This is a genomic window from Micromonospora sp. WMMD980 (genome assembly GCF_029626035.1).
Lineage (GTDB): Bacteria > Actinomycetota > Actinomycetes > Mycobacteriales > Micromonosporaceae > Micromonospora.
In genome coordinates this window covers 2533958-2553941 of record NZ_JARUBE010000003.1, presented here as the reverse complement: position 1 = coordinate 2553941, position 19984 = coordinate 2533958, and the positions used below count along the sequence as shown (strand labels likewise).

Annotated in this window: 16 protein-coding genes and 1 pseudogene; 8 read left to right on the top strand and 9 right to left on the bottom strand. The window is 71.9% G+C overall.

Features of this window, described 5'->3' with window-relative positions:
* Positions 1–6: 6 nt before the first annotated feature.
* From O7618_RS12385 to O7618_RS12345, 9 genes are all read right to left on the bottom strand, one after another.
* Complete coding sequence (locus tag O7618_RS12385; protein WP_278106213.1) at positions 7–885, bottom strand: family 3 encapsulin nanocompartment shell protein; 879 nt, start codon at positions 883–885, stop codon at positions 7–9.
* A gap of 14 nt (positions 886–899) precedes the next feature.
* The gene (locus O7618_RS12380) at positions 900–1739 is read right to left on the bottom strand and encodes a class I SAM-dependent methyltransferase (protein WP_278106212.1); all 840 of its coding nucleotides are present in this window, start codon (positions 1737–1739) and stop codon (positions 900–902) included.
* A 31-nt stretch (positions 1740–1770) separates the two neighbouring features.
* On the bottom strand, positions 1771–2610 hold the full coding sequence (locus O7618_RS12375) for an SDR family oxidoreductase (protein ID WP_278106211.1): 840 nt from the start codon (positions 2608–2610) through the stop codon (positions 1771–1773).
* The gene (locus O7618_RS12370; RefSeq protein WP_278106210.1) at positions 2607–3575 is read right to left on the bottom strand and encodes a sulfotransferase; all 969 of its coding nucleotides are present in this window, start codon (positions 3573–3575) and stop codon (positions 2607–2609) included. Before O7618_RS12370 ends, O7618_RS12375 begins: the two co-directional genes overlap by 4 nt.
* Positions 3572–4750, bottom strand: coding sequence for an MFS transporter (locus tag O7618_RS12365; RefSeq protein WP_278106209.1), 1179 nt, complete (start codon positions 4748–4750; stop codon positions 3572–3574). Before O7618_RS12365 ends, O7618_RS12370 begins: the two co-directional genes overlap by 4 nt.
* On the bottom strand, positions 4747–6060 hold the full coding sequence (locus tag O7618_RS12360) for an aminotransferase class I/II-fold pyridoxal phosphate-dependent enzyme (RefSeq protein ID WP_278106208.1): 1314 nt from the start codon (positions 6058–6060) through the stop codon (positions 4747–4749). The genes O7618_RS12365 and O7618_RS12360 overlap by 4 nt, the downstream gene beginning before the upstream one ends.
* Before the next feature lie 768 nt (positions 6061–6828).
* Positions 6829–7569: a serine/threonine protein kinase gene (locus O7618_RS12355; protein ID WP_278106206.1), complete on the bottom strand. Its 741-nt coding sequence runs from the start codon at positions 7567–7569 to the stop codon at positions 6829–6831.
* A gap of 37 nt (positions 7570–7606) precedes the next feature.
* A complete protein-coding gene (locus O7618_RS12350) occupies positions 7607–8611 on the bottom strand; it encodes a nitroreductase (protein ID WP_278106204.1) in 1005 nt (334 codons plus the stop codon).
* A 133-nt stretch (positions 8612–8744) separates the two neighbouring features.
* Positions 8745–9974 (bottom strand): helix-turn-helix domain-containing protein, encoded by a 1230-nt coding sequence (locus O7618_RS12345; RefSeq protein WP_278106202.1) that lies wholly within the window; start codon positions 9972–9974, stop codon positions 8745–8747.
* Positions 9975–10059: 85 nt separating this feature from the next.
* On the opposite strand from O7618_RS12345, the gene O7618_RS12340 reads away from it, so the two are divergent.
* The 8 genes and pseudogenes from O7618_RS12340 to O7618_RS12300 all read left to right on the top strand — a co-directional run bounded on the left by O7618_RS12340 (position 10060) and on the right by O7618_RS12300 (position 19886).
* The gene (locus O7618_RS12340) at positions 10060–11151 is read left to right on the top strand and encodes a ferredoxin reductase (protein ID WP_278106200.1); all 1092 of its coding nucleotides are present in this window, start codon (positions 10060–10062) and stop codon (positions 11149–11151) included.
* Between the two features lie 12 nt (positions 11152–11163).
* A complete protein-coding gene (locus tag O7618_RS12335; RefSeq protein ID WP_278106198.1) occupies positions 11164–12303 on the top strand; it encodes an acyl-CoA desaturase in 1140 nt (379 codons plus the stop codon).
* Between the two features lie 174 nt (positions 12304–12477).
* A complete protein-coding gene (locus O7618_RS12330; RefSeq protein ID WP_278109984.1) occupies positions 12478–13911 on the top strand; it encodes a glycosyltransferase in 1434 nt (477 codons plus the stop codon).
* A 242-nt stretch (positions 13912–14153) separates the two neighbouring features.
* Entirely contained in the window at positions 14154–15326 is a 1173-nt protein-coding gene (locus O7618_RS12325) for an alanine--tRNA ligase-related protein (RefSeq protein ID WP_278106197.1), read from the top strand.
* Positions 15327–15392: 66 nt separating this feature from the next.
* Entirely contained in the window at positions 15393–16862 is a 1470-nt protein-coding gene (locus O7618_RS12320) for an ATP-binding protein (RefSeq protein WP_278106196.1), read from the top strand.
* 16 nt (positions 16863–16878) lie between these two features.
* A pseudogene (locus tag O7618_RS32220) lies at positions 16879–18079 on the top strand (acyl-CoA dehydrogenase).
* A 147-nt stretch (positions 18080–18226) separates the two neighbouring features.
* Entirely contained in the window at positions 18227–19228 is a 1002-nt protein-coding gene (locus O7618_RS12305) for an AIPR family protein (protein WP_278106193.1), read from the top strand.
* Positions 19229–19238: 10 nt separating this feature from the next.
* A complete protein-coding gene (locus tag O7618_RS12300) occupies positions 19239–19886 on the top strand; it encodes an AIPR family protein (protein ID WP_278106192.1) in 648 nt (215 codons plus the stop codon).
* Positions 19887–19984: the final 98 nt, after the last annotated feature.

Here is a 19984-nt window from a genome sequence, read left to right as displayed (position 1 = left end):
CGCCGGTCAGAGCGTGACGACGAAGAAGCAGGTGGGCAGGTTCACCACGACCCGCTCCCAGATCTCGGCGCGCAACGCCACCCCCGGCTCGGCGAACGTGCCCGGCGGCGGCTCGGCGAAGCCGATCCGGGACCGGCCGGCGTCGAACAGCAGCGCGCCGTGGCCGAAGTCGCCGACGATCGCGGTGCCCGGGTCGACCAGGCGGGTACGCACGATGAAGACGCCGTTCTCCTCCACGTCGCGCATCAGCGAGCCGCTGCCGAGCAGCCGGTAGTAGTCGGCCGGGTTGATGATCAGCCCGTCGGCGGTGCTGCCCATCTGCTCCACCTCGTTGCAGGCGGACAGGATGGTGGAGCCGAACGGGCCCGGGTCGGTGAGCCGGCCCAGGTCCGGCATGCCCAGCAGCCCGCCCTCGCCGCGCAGGATGGTGTGGTTCTCGGCGGTGGCCAGCCGCACCACCAGCCGGTAGTCGATGAACTGGGCGAAGCTGACCGGGTCCTCCCACAGCGTGTCCGGCACCTGTACCCACGCGGTGGTGGTGAGCAGCGGCGGGATGGGGGAGCGGTGGAAGTGGTTGGCCGCCTCCCGGCGCAGGTCCGCGCCGTCGACCGCCGGGTCGCCCGGGCGGGGCGGGCTCTCGTGCCAGTAGAACTCCTGCGGGTCCTTCGACAGGTCGACCACCTTCAGTACGTTCCGCGACGGGTAGCGGGGCTTGCGCCGGGAACTGGTCAGCGAGTCGGTGATGGTGACGTCGTAGTCGACGCCGGTGTCGAAGCCGTCCTTGGCGAACGCCTCGACGAACAGCCCGCCGGGCGACATCTGCGTCCTGCGCGCGGCGACCACCTCGGCGATCGTCCGCTTCACGGTGTCGGTGGGTTGCGGCATCTGGTGTCCCTTCCTCAGGCCGGCTTGCGGGCGACGAACATGCCCCAGCCGAACTCGCCCCGGTCGATGGCCGCCTGGATCTCGTCGCAGGAGTCGGCGAAGTTCCCGATCCAGGTCCGCGCCGCCTCGTCGGTCGTGGTCGCGGCGCGCTCACGGGCGGTGCGCCCCAGCACCAGGTACGTCTGCCGGATGTGCGTGTCCAGGCTGCGGGCCACCACGTCCACGAACCCCGCGTCGGTCAACGCCTCGCGGTAGCCGTCCAGCGAGTAGCCGCCGTTCCACCGCACCCGGTCGTAGACGTGCCGGCGGGCCGCCTCGCCGATCCGCTCGGTGGGCTGGAGGAAGTCGGAGACGGCCAGCACGCCGCCGGGGGCGAGCACCCGGAACATCTCGGCGTGGCTGCGCGGCTTCTCCGGCACCAGGAACAACGCGTCCTGGCTGACCACGTGCGTGAACGTGCCGTCGGCGTACGGCAGGGCGGTGGCCGAGCCGTGCCGGAACGTCACGTCCAGCCCGGCGCCGCGCTCGGCGCGCCGCTGCTCGGCGAACCGGATCCGCTCGATGCTCAGGTCCAGGCCCTCGCCCCGGCATCCGGTGCGCGCGGCCAGTCGCAGCAGGAAGTTGCCGCAGCCGCAGCCGACGTCGAGCACGTTAGACGAGGCGTCGATGCCGGCGTCGTCGGCGAGGATGTCCGAGGTCCGGTCCGCCGCCGCGTGGTAGTCGGCGTCGTCGTCGCCGGCGAAGTAGCCGGTGTGCAGCACGCCCTCGCTGTCCCAGAAGCTGAGGTACGTCTGCGTGGTCTGGTCGAAGAACTCGGAGACGTCCCGCTCGGTGAACTGGCTGGTCGTGGACATGGGCACTCCCTTGTGCGGCGGTCGGGTGGACTCAGGCGTAGGTGTCCTTGCGGACCCCGGTCAGGTGCGGCAGGTCGGGGCCGGTCGCGGCGGCGCCGCCGTCGATCAGGTGCACGCCGGCGGTCACGTACGACGCCCGCTCGCCGGCCAGGAACGCGGCCACCGCGGCCACCTCTTCCGGGCGGGCCAACCGGCCGACGGCGCTGTGATGGCCCATCGCGGCGAGCCGGGCCGCCACGTCGCCGTCGTCGCCGGCCAGCCGGGCCGCCGCGCGTTCCATCGGCGGGGTACGCACCCCGCCGGGCGCGAGCACGTTCACGGTGATGCCGTCGCGGCCCACGTCCACGGCGAGTCCCTGGGCGAAGCGGACCAGCGCGGCCCGGGTCACCCCGGACAGCACCAGCGGGCCGATCGGCACGCAGGCGGTCTCGGAGGCGACCAGCAGCAGCCGGCCCCGGCCGGCGGCGCGCATGTGCGGCACCGCGGCCAGCGACAGCGCGACCGCCGGCAGCAGCACCCGGTCGACGGCGGCCCGGTAGTCGTCGACGTCGAAGGCGGTGGCGGTGCCGATCGGCGGGCTGCCGCCGCTGACCAGCAGCACGTCCGCCCCGCCGAGTCCGGCGGCGACGCGGTCCACCCAGCGGGCGGCGGCGCGGGTGTCGGTGACGTCCACCCGGTCGGCGCTGACCCGACCGGTCGCCACCGCGGCCACCTCCCGTTCGGCCGCGGCGAGGCGATCCGGGTCGCGCCCGCAGACGGCCACGTGTGCGCCCTCGGCGGCGAACTCCTTCGCGCAGGCCAGCCCGATCCCGCTGGTGCCGCCGGCCACCAGCGCCACCCGACCCTTGAGCCCCAGATCCACGTCCGTCACCCCTTCGTCTCACCGACGCGGGCCGCCGCGCCGGGGTGCGTACCGGCCGGTCCGCCGCCGGGCCGGTAGCCGTAGCGGGCGGACAGCGGCCAGGCCAGCGCCGCCACGGCGAGGCGCTGCCGGCCGGTCAGCGTCTGCCGCCACCCGTCGTCGGTGCCCCGGATGATCGTGGCGCCGGTGCGGAACCGGTCCGGGTTGCCGGTCACCGTGTGGTTGCCGCGCAGCTCGACGCCGCGGCCCCGGACCGGGTTGCCGGCCGGGTCGACTCCGACCAGCCGCAGCAGGGCGTCGACCGTGCCGGCCGGGTCGGCGGTGAAGTCCTCGTAGCGCAGGAACGTCGACCGTCCGGGGTGCCGACGGTTGATCGCCGCCGAGGCCCGGTTGAAGCCGTGCCAGTAGGCGGTGCTGCGCGCCGCCGACATGGCGTACACGTAGTCCTTCGGTTCCCGCCAGGAGTGCGCCACCGCGCGCGGGTCGCGGACCAGGTGCAGCCAGTACGGCTCGACGCCGGGCACGTGCGGCAGCAACGCCGACTCACCCGGGATCTTGGTGCTGTCCACGATCACCCGGGTGCCGGTGCGCGCGGCGACCTCCCGGTAGACCGCGCCGAGCAGCTCGGCGTGCGCGCGGGCGTCCGGGTGGTCCGCGCCCCGGCGCAGCACCCGCCAGGTGTGCCGGGTCCGCAGCCGGGCGCGTTGTCGCCGGATCACCTCGGCGGCGTGCGCGTCGGCGGACATCCCGGCCGGGCGGCCGACCGGCAGCACCGCCGACCACAGCGGGCAGGTGGTCAGCGACTCGCCGCAGCCGCACCTGTCGTTGACGCCTCGACCGGTGGAGTTCTTCCACAGGAAGTGCAGCTCGCCGACGTGGACCACGCCGGGGGTCTCGCCGAGGACGTTGCCGATGATGGTGCTGCCGTTGCGACACCAGCCGGTGACGCTGAGCACGGCCACGGGCGCACTCACGCGCGTACCTCCAGGGGTTGTGCGGCGGCGACGGGCCGGCCGATGCGCAGCGCCATCGCGGCGGCCACCGCCGCGCCGGCCGCGCCGGCCACGAACACCGCCGGGTAGCCGAACCCGGCGGCGACCAGACCGGTCGCAGGCCCCCACACCGCCAGCCCGAGATCCCAGAACGAGGTGTACGCCCCGATCGCCGCGCCCTGCCGCGCCGGGTCGGCGCGGTTCATCACCATCAGCGCCAGCGACGGGTGCAGCAGCGAGAATCCGACCCCCATCACCACGCTGCCGGCGACCGCGACCGGGAGGTTCGGGGCGACCGCGATGACCAGCAGGCCGACCGCCTCGCCCACTCCGCACCAGGCGGCCACCCGGCGGGGGCCGAGCCGGTCGGGCAGGTGACCGATGACCAGTCGGGTGCCGGCGTAGACCGCGCTGAAGCAGCTCAGCACCACCACGCCGGGGCCGATGCCACGCGCGTCCAGGTGCAGCACCACGAACGCGGCCAGTCCGGCGTATCCGGCCGCGCCGAACGTCAGCGCCACGCCGGGCAGCAACGCGGGACGCAGCAACAGGCCGCCGCCCCGGGCCGCCGGCGCGGCACGCGGCGGCGTCGGCGCCAGCGCGACGAGCGCGGCGCCGAGGGCCGGGGCGGCGGCGCTGAGCGCCCACACCGCCGGGTATCCGGCCTGCTGCACGGTGGCGCCGAGGAACGTGCCGGCGGAGATGCCGCCCCACATGCTCACCCCGTACAGGCCGATGAGCTGGCCGCGCCGGTGGTGCGGGGCGAGCTGGACGATCCACACCGCGCCGGCGGTGAACAGCGCCGCCTCGCCGGCGCCGAGCAGCAGCCGCACCGCCACCAGTGCCGGCACGCCCAGCGGCGCCAGGTACAGCAGGCCACCGGCGGCCACCACGAGCGCCCCGGTCAGCATCACGGTGCGGTGGCCGTACCGGTCGGCGAGCGCGCCCGCGACCGGGCGGACCAGCAGCGCGGTCACCGCGGTCACGGTGACCACGACACCGACGGTCAGGTCACCGGCGTCGTGCCGCTCGCGCAGGAAGCCGGGCAGGACCGGGATGACCGCGGTCAGCCCGAGGTAGCCGGCGAACAGTCCGCCGAGCAGCCCCACCAGCGCGCGTCGGGGCAGGCGCTTCTCCTCGGTGTCCGTGCCGGTCACGGCCGCGCCAGCGCGGTGTCGCGGGCGGCGGCCACCTTGCGGACCGCCTGGACCAGGTCGTCGCAGTCGTCCGGGGTGAGGTTGGACGACAGCGGCACGTCGACGGTCTCGGTGAGCAGCCGCGCGGTGCGCGGCAGCGTCGCGCGGATCTCCCCGGGGTCGGCGCTGTCGTAGAGGAAGCGCCAGTTCCAGAACGCCCGGACGTTCAGGTCGTCGTCCGCACCGATGTTGCGCGCGTCGATCCCCTCCGCGCACAGCGCCCGGGCGAACCAGCTCGCGTCGCCGCCGGGCACGCGGAACAGGAACGCCTCCCCGAGGTACGCCCCGGGCGCGACCGGCCGCCGCACGGCGATGCCGGGCAGGTCGGCGAGGGCCCGGGAGACGTGCGCGTAGTTGCGGTGGAACAGCGCCAGCCGCTGCGGCAGCCGGGTCAGCTCGGCCCGCAGCAGCGCCGCCCGGATCTCGTCCATGCGAAGGCTGAGCAGGGGCAGGTCCAGGCCCGTGAGCGACGGTTCGCCGTGCGGGAAGTGCCGCCGCAACCGTCCCTCGTAGGCGCCGGACAGCGCGACCGCCCGGGCGAACAGCGTGCTGTCGTCGGTGACCAGGAAGCCGCCCTCACCGCAGTTGAGCGCCTTGTCCGACTGGGTGCTGAACGCCCCCGCGGCGCCGAACGTGCCGAGCTTGCGGCCGTTGAGTTCGGCGCCGAGCGCCGGTACGGCATCCTCGATCAGCGGCACGCCCATCTCGGCGGCGAAGGCGGCGAGCGCCTCCACGTCGGCGGCGAAGCCGCGCATGTGCACCACCATCACGGCGCGGATGTCCGGCCGCCACCGTCGGCGCAGGTCGTCGAGGTCCATCCGCAGGTCGTCGTCGACCTCCACCAGAAATGGCCGGCAGCCGGCCAGCACAATGGCGCTCGGAGTGGCGACGAAAGTGAATCCGGGGCAGGCGACCAATGAGCCGGGCGGCACTCCGGCGCCCATCAGGGCGAGGGCGAGCGCGGCGGTGCCGCTGGAAACGGCGAGAGCGTGCCGGGTGCCGAAATAGTGGCACAGTTCGTCCTCGAAACGGCCACATTCGGTTTCGTTCTGCGGCCGGTGGTCGTATCGGAAGTAGAGATGACTGCGAATGGCCCGAATTGCGGCGTCCTCGTCTTCGGCGTGTACGAATACCGCGCCTTTGTCGTAGGTGGGCCACGGCGTGCGCCGGACCGGTCGACCGCCGTGCAGGGCGAGCTGTCTTTCCAGCTCAGCGCCGTGCGGAGCCGGCCTCGGCCGGCTCCGGGCGGGAGCGTCGTTGTTCCCGTTCACCGGCGGACTCCTCGGGCGAGCGGCGGCAACTCCTATCCAGTCGATAGGATTAACCGAGCGCGCGCCGGGCACGATTGCCCGGCGGAATCTCGCGGTCCCGGCGCGATCCCGTCGAGGGGTGGGAAATGCCACCAGATCCGACATTGGCGTGCGGTGGATCCAGTGACCATCATGATTGTCCCCCGGATCGCCACCCGTCAACATCTCGAAGAATGGTTGCTGACAGTGACAGTGGACAATAAGGAACTGTCCCTCGTGGTGCGTGCCGTACCCGCCGTCGCGGACCCGCGCCGCCGAACCGCCCGTGGCGGCCGGGGTCGTCATGGACGGTCCGCCGGCCGGATCGCCCCGCCGGCCCCGAGTGTGCCGTCGGTCTCCTCGCCACACCTGGCGCGCGCTCGCGTCGGCCCGCGTCGGTCGGTCACTCCATGTGAGCAATGGGTGAGTATCGGCAACCTCGCCCCGCTGCCTTTGCTCTGCAGCCACGGACGCATCGGTGACGGACGGCCAGCTGCTGCGTGGGTGGCTGCAGAGCAAAGGCAGCGAGGGGCTCATCCCGGCGGACGACATGTTCTCGGATAGTGCCTGCTCAGACCGATGTGGCACCGAACGTTGGTCACGCCAGGAGAACGGATGGCCGCTACTCGGCGTGACTGCCCCGACAACGCACCCGTCCTGACTGAGCGTGACTGATCCGGGGGTCGTCGGCCCGCCGGCGGAGACCGGCGCGCGGGGCGAGCGTCGGGGCGGTCGGGGCGGTCAGGGCGGTCAGCGCCAGGCGTACCGCCAGGCCCCGACCAGGTCGGGCACGGACGCGTACCGCGCGCCCGGGTCGGCTCGGGTGGCTCGCTCCACGACCGCCGCGGCTCGTCCGTCGCCCCGCCAGCCCGACGGCGCGTCGAGCAGGTGGTGCAGCGTACGGCCCAACGCGTGCACCGTCGTGCGCCCGTCGATCACCGCGCCCCGGGTCAGCTCCTCCGGGGAGAGGTAGCGGCGGGAACCGGGCAACCGCTCGGAGTCCAGCACGAACGGGCCCGGCCGGTACTCGTCCAGGTCGATCAGCCACATTCGGCGCGCCTCGAAGTCGTAGAGGAAGCAGCCGTCGTACAGGTCGACCGCGACGTAACCGGCGGCGTCGACGGCCAGGTGGGCGTCGAGGACCACCGCGAGAGCCGCGCGCACCTCGGGGACCGGCAGGCGCTGGAAGCGGGCCAGGCCGGCGCGGTCCGATCCGTGCACGGTGGCGTGGTTGAGCACGGTCCCCTCGCACCACGGGTAGACCAGCGTGGGCCCGTCGGCGCCGTCGCGCACCAGCTCCGGCCGGACGACAGCCGGGTGCCGGACGGCGGCGTGCAGGCCGAGGGCCCGGGTCAGCGAGGCCCGCGCCTCCGGTGTCCGGGCCCGCTTGACGAACCAGCGCCGGCCCGCCGTCCGCACGCCGTAGGAGAGACAACCGGAGTCCTGGTCGCCGAAGACCACGAACGCGTCGGCCGGATCCAGTTCGAACACCCGCCGAGGGTAGCGCCGGGTGCTCGGCCACGACGGGTCACTCCGGCGGGGCCACCACCTCGATGACCTCGGCGGGCGCGCGGCGCGGAGCCGGCGGCAGGTCCTCGTCCGGGCCCCAGCCGACGCGCACCACCAAATAGGGGTCGCCGAGGCCGGCGAGCAGGTCGCGCATCATCCGCCGCGGCCAGGCCAGCTCGATCGCGTCGCTGAGCGGCGCGCCGGCCAACCCCTCGGCGGTCGCGGTGAGCAGCAGCGCCGACAGCGCCTCCCCGCCGCGCAGCCACGCCGCCGGTTCGTCGCCGTCACCGAACAGGATCAGGTACGCCGCGCCGCGGTCGAAGTCCGCGCCGGCGGCCAGCCCGGCCGCCCCGCCGGGCGCGTGGTCGCGCAGCGGGACGCGCCGTGGCGCGGGCCGGACCGCGGCGGTCGTGGGCACGCCGTCGCCGCTGCCCGCCGGGCGGTTCGTCCAGCGGCGCAACTCCTCCCGGTACGCCGGGTCGGCCAGCTCGGCGTCGGCGGCGCGACCGGTGGACACGGCCAGCATCGGCATCTGGTCCGGCCGGACCACGTGCAGGTGCGCGCCCTGCGCCTCGACGGCCTCGGTGAGCCGGGTCAGCAGCCACTCGGGGACGGGCCGGTCGCCGTAGGCGCGTCGGTCGGTCCGGCGGCGCGGGATCGCCTCGACGAGCCGCAGCGCCGGCACGTCCAGCGCGGTCGGGCCGGTCGCGCGCAGCCGGGCCAGCAGCGTCGGGTCGGCCGGGTCGGGCAGCCGCTCGACGGTGACCGCCCAGCCCGCGGCGGCGAGTGACACGCGGGCGTGGTGCAGGGCAGCGCCGCAGCTCAGGGTCAGCAGCCGGCCGTCGGGGTCGGTGTGCGCGAGCTGCCGGCCCGGGTCGGCACGCAGCTCAAGCGTGTCCGCGTCGACCCGCCAGCGCCAGGGCTGGGTGTTGAACACCGAGGGGGCGTGCAGGGACTGCCGGGCCGCCGCCTCCAGCACCCGGACCGCCGGGGTCTGCTCCGTGCGGATCGCTGACCGGTCCATGGCGGCGCCTCCTCGTTGCTCGTCCCCTTCCGAGGCTGCCCGCCGCCGGGGTAAAGGGGCAGGGCCGGAGGTCCCGGGCACCCGAGCCCTGCGGCCCAGCTCTCAAGCCAGGGCCCCACCTCTACCGGAGGCGTTAAGCGGGGGCCCCTCCTTGCTCGGGTGGGACGGCGAGGGCGATGGTGAGGTCCAGGACGGTGGCGGGGTCGTGCAGGCGCTCGCCGAACAGCTCCCGCAGCTTGCCCATCCGGTAGCGCACGGTCTGCGGGTGCACGAACAGGTCGGTCGCCACGTCGTCGCGGCGCCCCTGGTGCAGCAGCCACGACCGCAGCGTCTCGGCGAGCCGGTGCGCGGTGGCCGGGGGCAGCGCGGCGAGCGGCGCGAGGGCCTGGGTGCGCAGGTCGGCCAGTGCCTCCGGGTCCATGCTCAGCAGCAGGGTGGCCAGGTGTCGTTCGGTGTCGACCGGCCCGGCGTCGGGTTCGCCGAGGCCGAGCGCGAGGGCCCGGGCGGCCCGCTGGTAGGAGGCGGCGACCCGGTGCCAGGGGCGGGCCGGGCCGAGCACCGCCCGGTGCCCGTGCAGCAGGCGGACGAGTTGCCGGCGCCGGCCGCCGTGCGCGTCCGGGACCAGCAGGACCGCCATCTCCTCGGCCGGACGCATGCCGGGCAGGTCCTCGCCGCTCTCCAGCGTCTGCCGACCGAGCAGGGCGAGCACCGCCCGCAGGTGCCGGCGGGGCAGCAGCACCACGGTCAGCGTCTGCGGCGGCGGCCAGTCGGCCCGCTCCGCGCTGCGGCGCAACGACTCCTCCGGCTCGCCGGCGAGCAACTGCCGGGTGAGCCGCTCCAGGTCCCGGCGGCGCACCCGGCCGGCGCTGGCCAGTTCGTCGGCGTGCCCGGCCACGCTGGCCGCGGACAACTCGTCGATGTACGCGAACATCAGCTCGGCGAACTCGGCCACCGTCTCGGCGGCCAGCCCGCTGCGTACCGTGGTGGTGGAGACCTCCCGCCAGGCCACCCGGGCACCCACCCGGTACGCGGCCAGCAGCGCGTCCATGCTCCGCCCGGAGCGGGCCTCGCCGCTGCCCAGCGCGTACGCGGCCTCCAGCGCGGGGGCCAGGGGAGTGCTCGGGTCGAATGCCTGGGTACCCTCGATGAGCTGGAGGAACGTGCCCAGCGCGATGCGTACCGCGTTTTCGATCTTCTCGCGCATGGCGCCGGTGAGCGCGCCGGAGTAGTCCGGCACCTCGGCGGTGATCGCGGTGACCGTGCGCGCCGCGACGACCGATAGCTGGTCGCGCAGCATCGCCGCCATCTCGGCGTCGAGATCGAGATGGGCGGCGCGCTGCCCGGTCCCGGCCTGCTGCGACATCTGTTGTTCCCTCCGAACAAAAACCCGTGACCGTTTCACCTTTGTCGGTCAAGATGTTATGCGATTACGCGGCCACGCTGGTCATATGACCACAACTGCGCCCCGCCGCTCCCAGAAGGTCTCCTTCCGGGACAGGCTGCTGCGGCTGGCCGGCACGGTCACCACCCCGCTGCTGCCGGACGACTATCTCGACATGGTCGCGCCGCTGCGCGCGGGTGCCCCGCTGCGCGGGCGGATCGTCGCCGTCCGCCCGGAGACCCGGGACGCGGCGACGCTGGTGATCCAACCGGGGCGCAGCTGGTTGGGCCACCTGCCGGGGCAGTACGTGCGCCTGGGGGTGGACGTCGACGGGGTACGCCAGTGGCGCGCGTACTCGCTCACCTCGCCGCCGGGCGCGGCGGACGGCCGGATCGCGGTGACCGTGAAGGCGATCCCGGACGGCAAGGTCAGCAACCACCTGGTCCGCCGGATCCGACCCGGCACGATCGTCCAGCTCGACCAGGCCCAGGGCGAATTCGTGCTGCCCACGGCCACCCCTGAGCGGGTCCTCTTCCTGACCGCCGGCAGCGGCATCACCCCGGTCATGGGGATGCTGCGCGCCGGGCTCACCGAACGCGCCGACGTGGTGCTCGTGCACTCGGCGCCCACCCGCGACGACGTCATCTTCGGCGCGGAGCTGCGGGCGCTGGCCGAGCGCGGCGCGGTACGCCTGGTCGAGCGGCACACCGACACCTCCGGCCTGCTCGACGTGACCGAGCTGGACGACCTCGTACCCGACCACGCGCAGCGGCACACCTGGGCGTGCGGGCCGCTCGGACTGCTCGACGCCGCCGAGGCGCACTGGGCGGCCCGGGGCGCGGACGATCTGCTGCACACCGAGCGGTTCCGTCCTACGGTGATTACGCCGGGCGACGGCGGCACGGTGACCTTCACCGGGGCGGGGGTGACCGTCGAGGCCGACGGCGCCACCACCCTGCTCGACGCGGGGGAGAGCGCGGGGGTGCTCATGCCCTCGGGCTGCCGGATGGGGATCTGTTACGGCTGCGTCGTGCCGCTGCGCCAGGGCGCGGTACGCGACCTGCGCAACGGCGACGTGACCACGGCCGTGCCGGGTGACGGCGTACGGATCCAGACCTGCGTCTCGGCGGCCGCCGGTACCTGCGACATCGAACTCTGAGGAGCCACCGACGTGACCGTGATCCAGAAGAAGGCCGACAACCCGATCGCCCACCTGAGCGCCGAGGACATCGAGATCATCGGCAAGGAGCTGGACGCGATCCGGGACCGGGTGATCGCCGACCGGGGGGAGCGGGACGCCCGCTACATCCGCAAGGTGATCAAGACCCAGCGGACGCTGGAGATCAGCAGTCGCGCGGTGCTGCTGTTCTCGCTGTTCCCGCCGGCCTGGATCGTCGGCACGGCCGGCCTGTCGATCGCCAAGATCCTCGACAACATGGAGATCGGGCACAACGTCCTGCACGGTCAGTGGGACTGGATGCGTGACCCGAAGATCCACTCCACCACCTGGGACTGGGACCACGTCTCCCCGGCGGACCAGTGGAAGCAGTCGCACAACGAGCTGCACCACCGCTACACCAACGTGGTCGGCAAGGACAACGACCTCGGGTACGGGATCATGCGCGTCGACGAGGACCAGCCGTGGCACCCGATGCACCTGGGCCAGCCGGTGTGGAACCTGCTCAACGCCGCCTTCTTCGAGTACGGCATCGCCGCCTACGACATGGAGCTGGGCGACCACCTCAAGCAGAAGCGGCTCAAGGACCCGACGTTCCGGGCCAAGGCGAAGGCGGTCGGCCGCAAGATCCGCCGCCAGGTGCTCAAGGACTATGTGGTCCACCCGCTGCTCTCCGGCCCGTCGTTCCTGTCCACGCTCGCCGCCACGTTCACCGCCAACCTGATCCGCAACGTGTGGAGCCACTCGGTGATCATGTGCGGGCACTTCCCGAACGGCGTGGAGACGTTCGAGAAGACCTCCATCGAGGGCGAGACGCGCGGCGAGTGGTACCTGCGGCAGATGCTCGGCTCGGCCAACATCAGCGGCCCCCGCCTGCTGCACATCATGACCGGGAACCTGTCCTTCCAGATCGAGCACCACCTCTTCCCCGACCTGCCGAGCAACCGCTACCAGGAGATCGCCCCGCAGGTCCGGGCGCTGTTCGACAGGTACGGGCTGCGCTACACCACCGGCCCGCTGCCCAAGCAGGTCGCCTCCGCCTGGTGGAAGGTCATCCGCCTGTCGCTGCCCAACCGCCGGGACCGCCGGCAGCCGGTCGCGCCGGGCCCGCTGGTCCCCTCCGGCGCCGCCTGACCGGCACGTGCACGGCCGGTGAACTTCCCCCCACCGGCGCCCGCACACTCGGTGTCCTCGCAGCTCAGACCGCTTTTCGTGGTTGTCGAGCCGGTCCCGTGTCCCCGTACACTCGCGCCCATGCCGATGCCGCGGGACGCCGCGCCGCCGCCGGCCGCCGGCCGGCGGGTGGTGATGCTCGTCGACAACGCGGTCGAGGGTGACTCGCGGGTGCAGAAGGCCGCCCGGTCCGCCGCCGACGCCGGCTGGCACGTCACCCTCCTCGGCTGCGCCCGCACCGAGACCGAGCGCCGCTGGCAGCTCGGCGACGCCGAGGTACGCGTGCTGCCGCTGGACGCGCCCCGCCTCCTCCCCGCCGACGCGAGCGATCCACGCGGCGAGGGCACCGGGGAGGCCGGCGCGTCGGGTCCCCCCGCCGGTGTACGCGGCCCGCGCGGCTCCGGCCTGCGGGGCCGGCTGGTGGCGCGGGGCGGCCTGCCGTTGCGGGTGGCCCGGCTGGCCCGCCGACCGCTGGAGCACGCCCAGGTCCGCTACTGGCGGGCTCGCCTCGGCGACCGGGCCTGGCGCCGGCTGGAGCCCGGGCTCTGGAACTACGAACGCGTCGCCGGCCCGGTCGTCGACGAGCTGCGTCCCGACCTGGTCCACGCACACGACTTCCGGATGCTCGGCGTGGCCGCCCGCGCGGTCGACCGCGCCCGTGCGCGGGGACACGTCGTGCGGCTGGTCTGGGACGCGCACGAGTGGCTGCCGGGCGCCCGGCCCCGTCGCGACAACGCCCGCTGGCTGCCCGCGCACCTGGGCTACGTCCGCGAGTACGTCGGCCACGCCGACGCGGTCGTCACCGTCTCCGACACGCTCGCCGACCTGCTGGTCCGCGACCACGACCTGCCGGCGCGCCCCACCGTCGTGCTCAACGCCCCGATCGCCGCGCCGGCACGCGTGGCCACTGCCGGTCCCGCCGCTCGAACCGCATTGGTAGCCGCCGAGGAACGGCCGGCCGGCGGGCCCGCACCCGACCTGCGGGCCCGCTGCGGTGTGGCCGCCGACACCCCCTTGCTGGTCTACAGCGGGGCGATGGCCGAACAGCGTGGCGTGGACACCGTGGTCGAGGCGTTGCCCCGGCTGCCCGGCGTACACCTTGCCCTGGTCGTCGCCGACCCGGACGCCGCCTACGTCCGGCAGGTCGTCGCCCGCGCCGCCCGCCACGGCGTCGTCGAGCGGGTGCACGTGCTGCCGTACGTGCCGCACCGGCAGCTCGTCGCGTTCCTCGCCACCGCCGACGTCGGGCTCATCCCGCTGCACCACTGGCCCAACCACGAGATCGCGTTGATCACCAAGTTCTTCGAGTACGCGCACGCGCGGCTGCCGATCGTGGTCAGCGACGTCCGCACCATGGCCGACACGGTCCGGGCCACCGGCCAGGGTGAGGTCTTCCGCGCCCGGGACACCGCCGACCTGGCCCGCGCGGTCCGGGCGGTGCTCGCCGACCCGGCCCGCTACCGCGCCGCCTACGACGGCCCGAACTCGCCGCTGCCCAGCTGGACCTGGGAGTCCCAGGCCGACCGCCTGGACGCCCTCTACCGCGACCTGCTCACCCCCCTCCCCTGAGCCGTCACCGCCCCGACGCCCGGGAAAGGGGTGGGCGGCTGGAGAACGGGTGGGTTAGCGTGGGGGCATGCAGAGCAGGCGACAGATGACCGCCGCGGCCGCGCGAGCTTTCCGCTCGCCGGTTGCCGCCGCCTGACCTGCCCCAACCCCACGCCGGCGACCGGAAACGGTCCGCCGGCGTCGTCGTGTCACGCCACCGTTGCGCGGACCGTCCGGACGCCCGTACCCGGAAGGCACCCGCCATGACACCCGACGAGATCGTCCGCGTCTTCGACGAGCACTACCACCGCCTGGGCCACTCCGACGCGCCGGAGAGTTCCCTGGTGCCGTCGCCCGGAGACCCGGTGCTGTTCACCACCTCCGGCATGCATCCGCTCACGCCGTATCTGCTGGGGCGCCCGCACCCGGGCGGACGCCGCCTGGTCAACGTGCAGCGGTGCCTGCGCACCACCGACCTGGACGAGGTCGGCGACCGCACCCACCTGACCGTGTTCCAGATGCTCGGCTCCTGGTCGCTGGGTGACTACGACATCGCGACCAGCCTGCGCTGGGGCTTCGAGCTGCTCACCGGCGGCTACCGCATCCCCCCGGAGAAGCTGCACGCGACCGTCTTCGGCGGCGACGACCAGCTCGGCCCGGACGAGACCGCGCGGGAGACGTGGACCGCGCTCGGCGTGCCGGTGGAGGCGCTCGGCGCGGACAACTGGTGGTCCAACGGTCCGACCGGCCCGTGCGGGCCGGACTCGGAGATCTTCGTGTGGACCGGCGACGGGCCGCCGACCGGCACCCCGAGCGGCGACGAGCGCTGGGTGGAGGTGTGGAACCACGTGCAGATGCGCTACCACCGGCACCCCGACGGCCGGCTCACGCCGCTGCCGCGCTCCAGCATCGACACCGGCATGGGGCTGGAGCGGCTGGAGATGGTGCTGCGCGGCGAGACGTCAGTGTTCACCGGCGACGGGCTGCGCCCGTGGGTGGGCGCGGTCCGCGACCGGTGGGAGCTGCCCGAGACGGACCTGCGCGTGGTCGCGGACCACCTGCGCTCCGCGGTGGTCGTGCTCTCCGACGGGGTACGCCCCGGCAACACCGGCCGTGGCTACGTGCTGCGCCGGCTGCTGCGCCGCGCGCTGACCGTGCTGTGGCGCGACGACGAGACACGGAGCCTGGGTGACCTGCCGCCGTCCGCGTACGTGGACACGCTGCGCCGGTTCCGCCGGCCGGTCGACCCCGGCCCGCTGCGGGCGGCGCTGTGCGACGAGGAACGCCGGTTCGCCGAGCTGCTGCGACGCGGCCGGCCGCTCGTCGACCGACTCCGCGCGCGGGGCCCGCTGACCGAGCACGACTACCACTGGCTGCACGACACCCACGGGCTGCCCCGTGAGCTGGTCGACGGCCTGCTCGCCGACGCGGGCTGAGCGGTGGCCGCCCGGACCGGGCGGTGCGAGACTCGGTGCAGACGTCGCCGGGAGGGGAGAGGACCCATGACCGGGTACGAGGTGCGGCCGGACGAGGAGTCGGTGCCGCTGCTCGGCGCCGAGGTGCGCATCACCGATCCGGCCGGGCTGCTCGCCGCCGCCGGAGACGCTCCGGTGGAGCTGCTGGCCGGCGCGGGCTTCCCCGCTCCGGTGCGGGAGGTCCGCTGCACCGTGCGCACCGACACCGACGACGGGCGGCCGGTGCACCGCTTCGAGGCGTACCTGCGGGTGGAGGCCGCGCCGGCCGGCCTGCTCGCGCTCGGGCTGGCCGGGCCGGTCGGCCTGCTGCTCGCCGAGCGGCTCGCCGCGCGCGGCGGCGACGGACCGGCCGCCGTGGTGGGCCGGGCGGCCGCCGAGGCGTCCCGCCGGCTCGGGTTGCGACCCACCGGCACCGCCCTGGTCGCGCCGCCGCGTGACCCGGCCGGCCGGGCGGTGCTGGCCGCCGCCGAGGCCGCCGGCGTGCGACCCCGCGTCGAGCAGGACAACGGCACGGTACGCATCCGCGCCGACGTGCCCAGCGCCGAGGTGGGACCGGAACACCTGCGGGCCGTGCTCGGTCTGCTGCTCCAGGCGGTACGCGAACTGGCCGGCGACAACGTGGAGCCGACCGTGCTGCGCGGGCGCACGTACCTGGTGGGTCGGCGACCGGTCGCGGTGGCCGCGCCGCGCAGCGAGACGGTGACCCTCGACCAGGTCGGCGGCCTGGCCGAGGTGGTGGCCCGGTTCCGCGAGGTGGCGGTGTCGTTCCGGCACCCGCAGGCGATGGCCCGCTGGGGCGCGCGCCGGCCGCAGGGCATCCTGATGTACGGCCCGCCGGGCACCGGCAAGACCATGCTGGCCCGGGCGCTCGCCAACGAGGTCGGCGCGGACTTCGTGGAGATTCGCACGCCGGAGATCCTGGACAAGTACCTCGGCGGCTCCGAGCGCAACATCAAACGCATCTTCCGCGACGCCCGCCGCTACCGCCGGCCCACCGTGATGCTCTTCGACGAGTTCGACTCGATCATCAGCTACGCCGGCGCCGGTGGCGACGCGGCCAGCCAGGCGGTGAACGCCGTCGCCGGCATCTTCAAGCAGGAGATGAACACGCTGTTCGAGGAGAATCCCGACGTCATCGTGGTGGCCACCACCAACTTCCCGCACCGCGTCGACGCCTCGCTGACCCGCTCCGGCCGCTTCGACCTGAAGATCGCCATCCCGGCGCCGGACGAGACCGGCCGCGCGGAGATCCTCGGCAAGATGATCCGGGAGCTGATCGAGCGGCACGAGCGTACCGGCTTCCGGATGTTCGCCGACGACGTGGACCCGGTCGCCCTGGCCGCCGACACCGCCGGGCTCACCGGCGCCGACCTGCGCGAGGCGCTGCGCCGGGTGCAACTCGCCAAGGCGCTGCGGGAGGCCACGGAGGGTGCGCCACCGGCCCCGATCGGCCAGGATGATCTGCGGGAGGCCGTCGCCGGGTTGCGCCGCGGCTGAGGGGAAGGGGCCCGCATTGTCGTCGTCCGAGCTGTTGCTGTCCCGCCGTGACCTGGCGTTCCTGCTGCACGACTGGTTGGACGTCGCCCGGCTGACCGAGCGACCCCGCTACGCCGAGCACTCCCGCGAGACGTTCGACGCGGTGCTCGACCTCGCCGCCCGGGTCGCCGCCGAGAAGTTCGCCCCGCACAACCGGGCCGCCGACACCAGCGAGCCCACCGTGGACGGCGGGCGGGTACGCGCCATTCCGCAGGTCAAGGCCGCGCTCGACGCGTTCGCCGGCACCGGGTTGTTCGCCGCCACCCTGGACGAGTCGGTCGGCGGCATGCAACTTCCGCACGCGGTGGCCGCCGCCGCGTTCGCCTGGTTCCAGGCCGCCAACGTGGGCACCTCGGCGTACCCGTTCCTCACCCTCGGCAACGCCAACCTGCTGCTCGCCCACGGCAGCGCCGACCAGGTCGACACCTGGGTCCGCCCGATGGTCGAGGGCCGGTTCTTCGGCACCATGTGCCTGTCCGAGCCGCAGGCCGGCAGCTCCCTGGCCGACCTGACCACCCGCGCCGAGCCGCAGGACGACGGCACCTACCGGCTCACCGGCACCAAGATGTGGATCTCGGCCGGCGATCACGAGCTGGCCGTCGCAGTGGTGCCTGGCCGCCAACGACCTGGCCATCCAGGTGCACGGCGGCTACGGCTACACCCGCGACTACGACGTCGAGCAGCACTGGCGGGACAACCGGCTCAACCCCATCCACGAGGGCACCCACGGCATCCAGGCGCTCGACCTGCTCGGCCGTAAGGTCACCATGCGCGACGGCGCGGCGTTGGAGCTGCTGCTGGACACGATGCGCGCCACCGTCGACCGGGCCTGGAAGGCGGACGGGTTCGCCGCCGAGCTGGCCGGGCCGCTCGCGGCGGCGGTGGATCGGATCGCGGTGGTGACGCGGCGGTTGTGGGCGCCGGGCGATCCGGAGCTGGCGTTGGCGAACGCCTCGGTCTACCTGGAGGCGGTCGGGCACGTGGTGGTCGCCTGGCTCTGGTTGGAGCAGGTGCTGGCGGTGGAGGCGTCCGGGTCCCTGGAGGACGGCTTCGCCGCCGGGGAGCGGGCGGCGGCGCGCTACTTCTACCGGTGGGAGCTGCCGAGGGTCGGGCCGCAGTTCGACCTGCTGGAGAGCCTGGACCGAACCACGCTGGACATGCGGGAGAACTGGTTCTGAGGTTACATGTTTCTATAGAGCATGTAGTGGGACGGCCCGGCCAGAGTTGGGATCACGGCGATGAAGCGGGCCTGCGCCGTCTAGGGCCAACGCTATATCATCTCCCTGCTCGCTTAATGGCCCCACGAGGCTCTGAAAGAGGTTGTCGTGAGTAAGTTCCATGTCAGCCAGATCGAGACCCGTGTGCGTGCGCTTTACGAGCACGCGCATTGGAGCAAGAAGCTGGACGAGGTTGCTAACCTTTCAAGACTCCTCGCTCTTCACGCGGTTCAGCTCTCCTTTGCCTCGGCGGATGAGAACAATCGTTTAATAGAAATAACCGATGGCGAGCAAGATCGCGGCATCGACTCCGTTGGAGTGGATTCCGGAGCTAAGCTCGTCGTTTTCGTTCAATCGAAATGGCGCCAAGACGGCACAGGGTCAATGGGGTTGGGAGACGTTCTCAAATTTCTCCAAGGCGTAAGGTCGCTTCTTGGCATGAAATCTGAAGCGGAGCCGGCCCACGCGACTGAAAGTACGCGTTTGGCTGTCAGTGATTTACTGAAGACTCCCGGCGCAAAGATTCGCTTAGTGACTGTCACGACCGCGTCAGATCTATTATCTGAGGAGGTTTTGGCACCAATTAATGAGCTGTTGAGTCAACTGAATGATCTTGAAGGTATTGAACCTTTGGCATCGCATTCACATATCGCTCAGGCGGCCCTATTTAGTTCTATCTCGGATCAGGCGCGGCCAGCGGTGAATCTAAAGCTTCAGATGATCGACTGGGGTCGTGCCGTCGAGCCGCAAAAAATGTATTATGGCCGCGTGAGTGCCGCAGAGTTGGCTAGCTGGTATACGGTGCATCATGCAGAGCTATTCGCTGATAACATTAGGGTCGTGATACCGCGATCGGACATTAACGAAGGTATCCTCCAAACCATCAAGGAAGAGCCTGAGAACTTCGTATTTTACAATAATGGAGTAACTGTTCTAGCCGAATCGATCGAAATCGGTCCAGGTGGAGCACTCAATCGAGATGTGGGTTACTTCGAATTAAAGCGTGCCAGTATTGTTAATGGTGCTCAGACAGTTTCCACCCTTGGATCTGCGATGGGAAGAGTTCGAAGCTGGACTCGGAAAGGCGTTCGTTCTGGTCCGATGTATTGAGGTGCCCAAGGTGGAAGAGAAGCTTGGTCGCTTCATTACCCGTTATGCTAATACTCAGAACGAAGTCTCAAGTCAGGACTTCGCCTTCCTTGACAAGGAGCAACACCGCTTGGTGCGTGAGCTGAGCGTTCTAGATTTTGAGTACATCCTTCGCTCGGCCGAGGTTCCCAAGTCCAAGGATCCAAAAAAGATCATTGAACTGCGCGAAGCAGCCGTAGCTTTGGCTTGTGCATCGTCAAGCGTAAACCTCGCTGTTGTGGCAAAGCGAGAGGTTTCGCTTCTATTTTCTAACGCCTCCTTCTACAAAACTCTCTTCAACGAACAGACTGATCCGCTGAGGCTTAGTCGTGCCGTTGAGATTACTGCTGCGGTGGACTATTGTTTGGACGCTGTCGAGCGGCAAACGGATGGGATCCAAGCCGGAATTGCTGTGCATGGCCGACGAGTAATTGCGCATGTTCTCATGCGGAAGTTGGGCGACAAGTTTCTGAGAGAGCCTAAGAGTGATTTCGAAGCAGCTCTATCGAATTTGGATGACGAGGTGTTGAATTGCCTAGTTGCATTTGTCAAGGTGTTTCCGGAGAATTCATATCCGGGAAATGTGTTCAAAAATCAAAGCAGAGTGAACTATCTAATTAGAACATCAGGGGTGCTTTGAGCTGCGGAGTTGGGGTGCTGGCCTTCGCGGCGCCCCGCCAGATGAATGATTATTGAAAACGAGTGGGCGAATCGTTCTTAAGGGCACCGAATTATCCG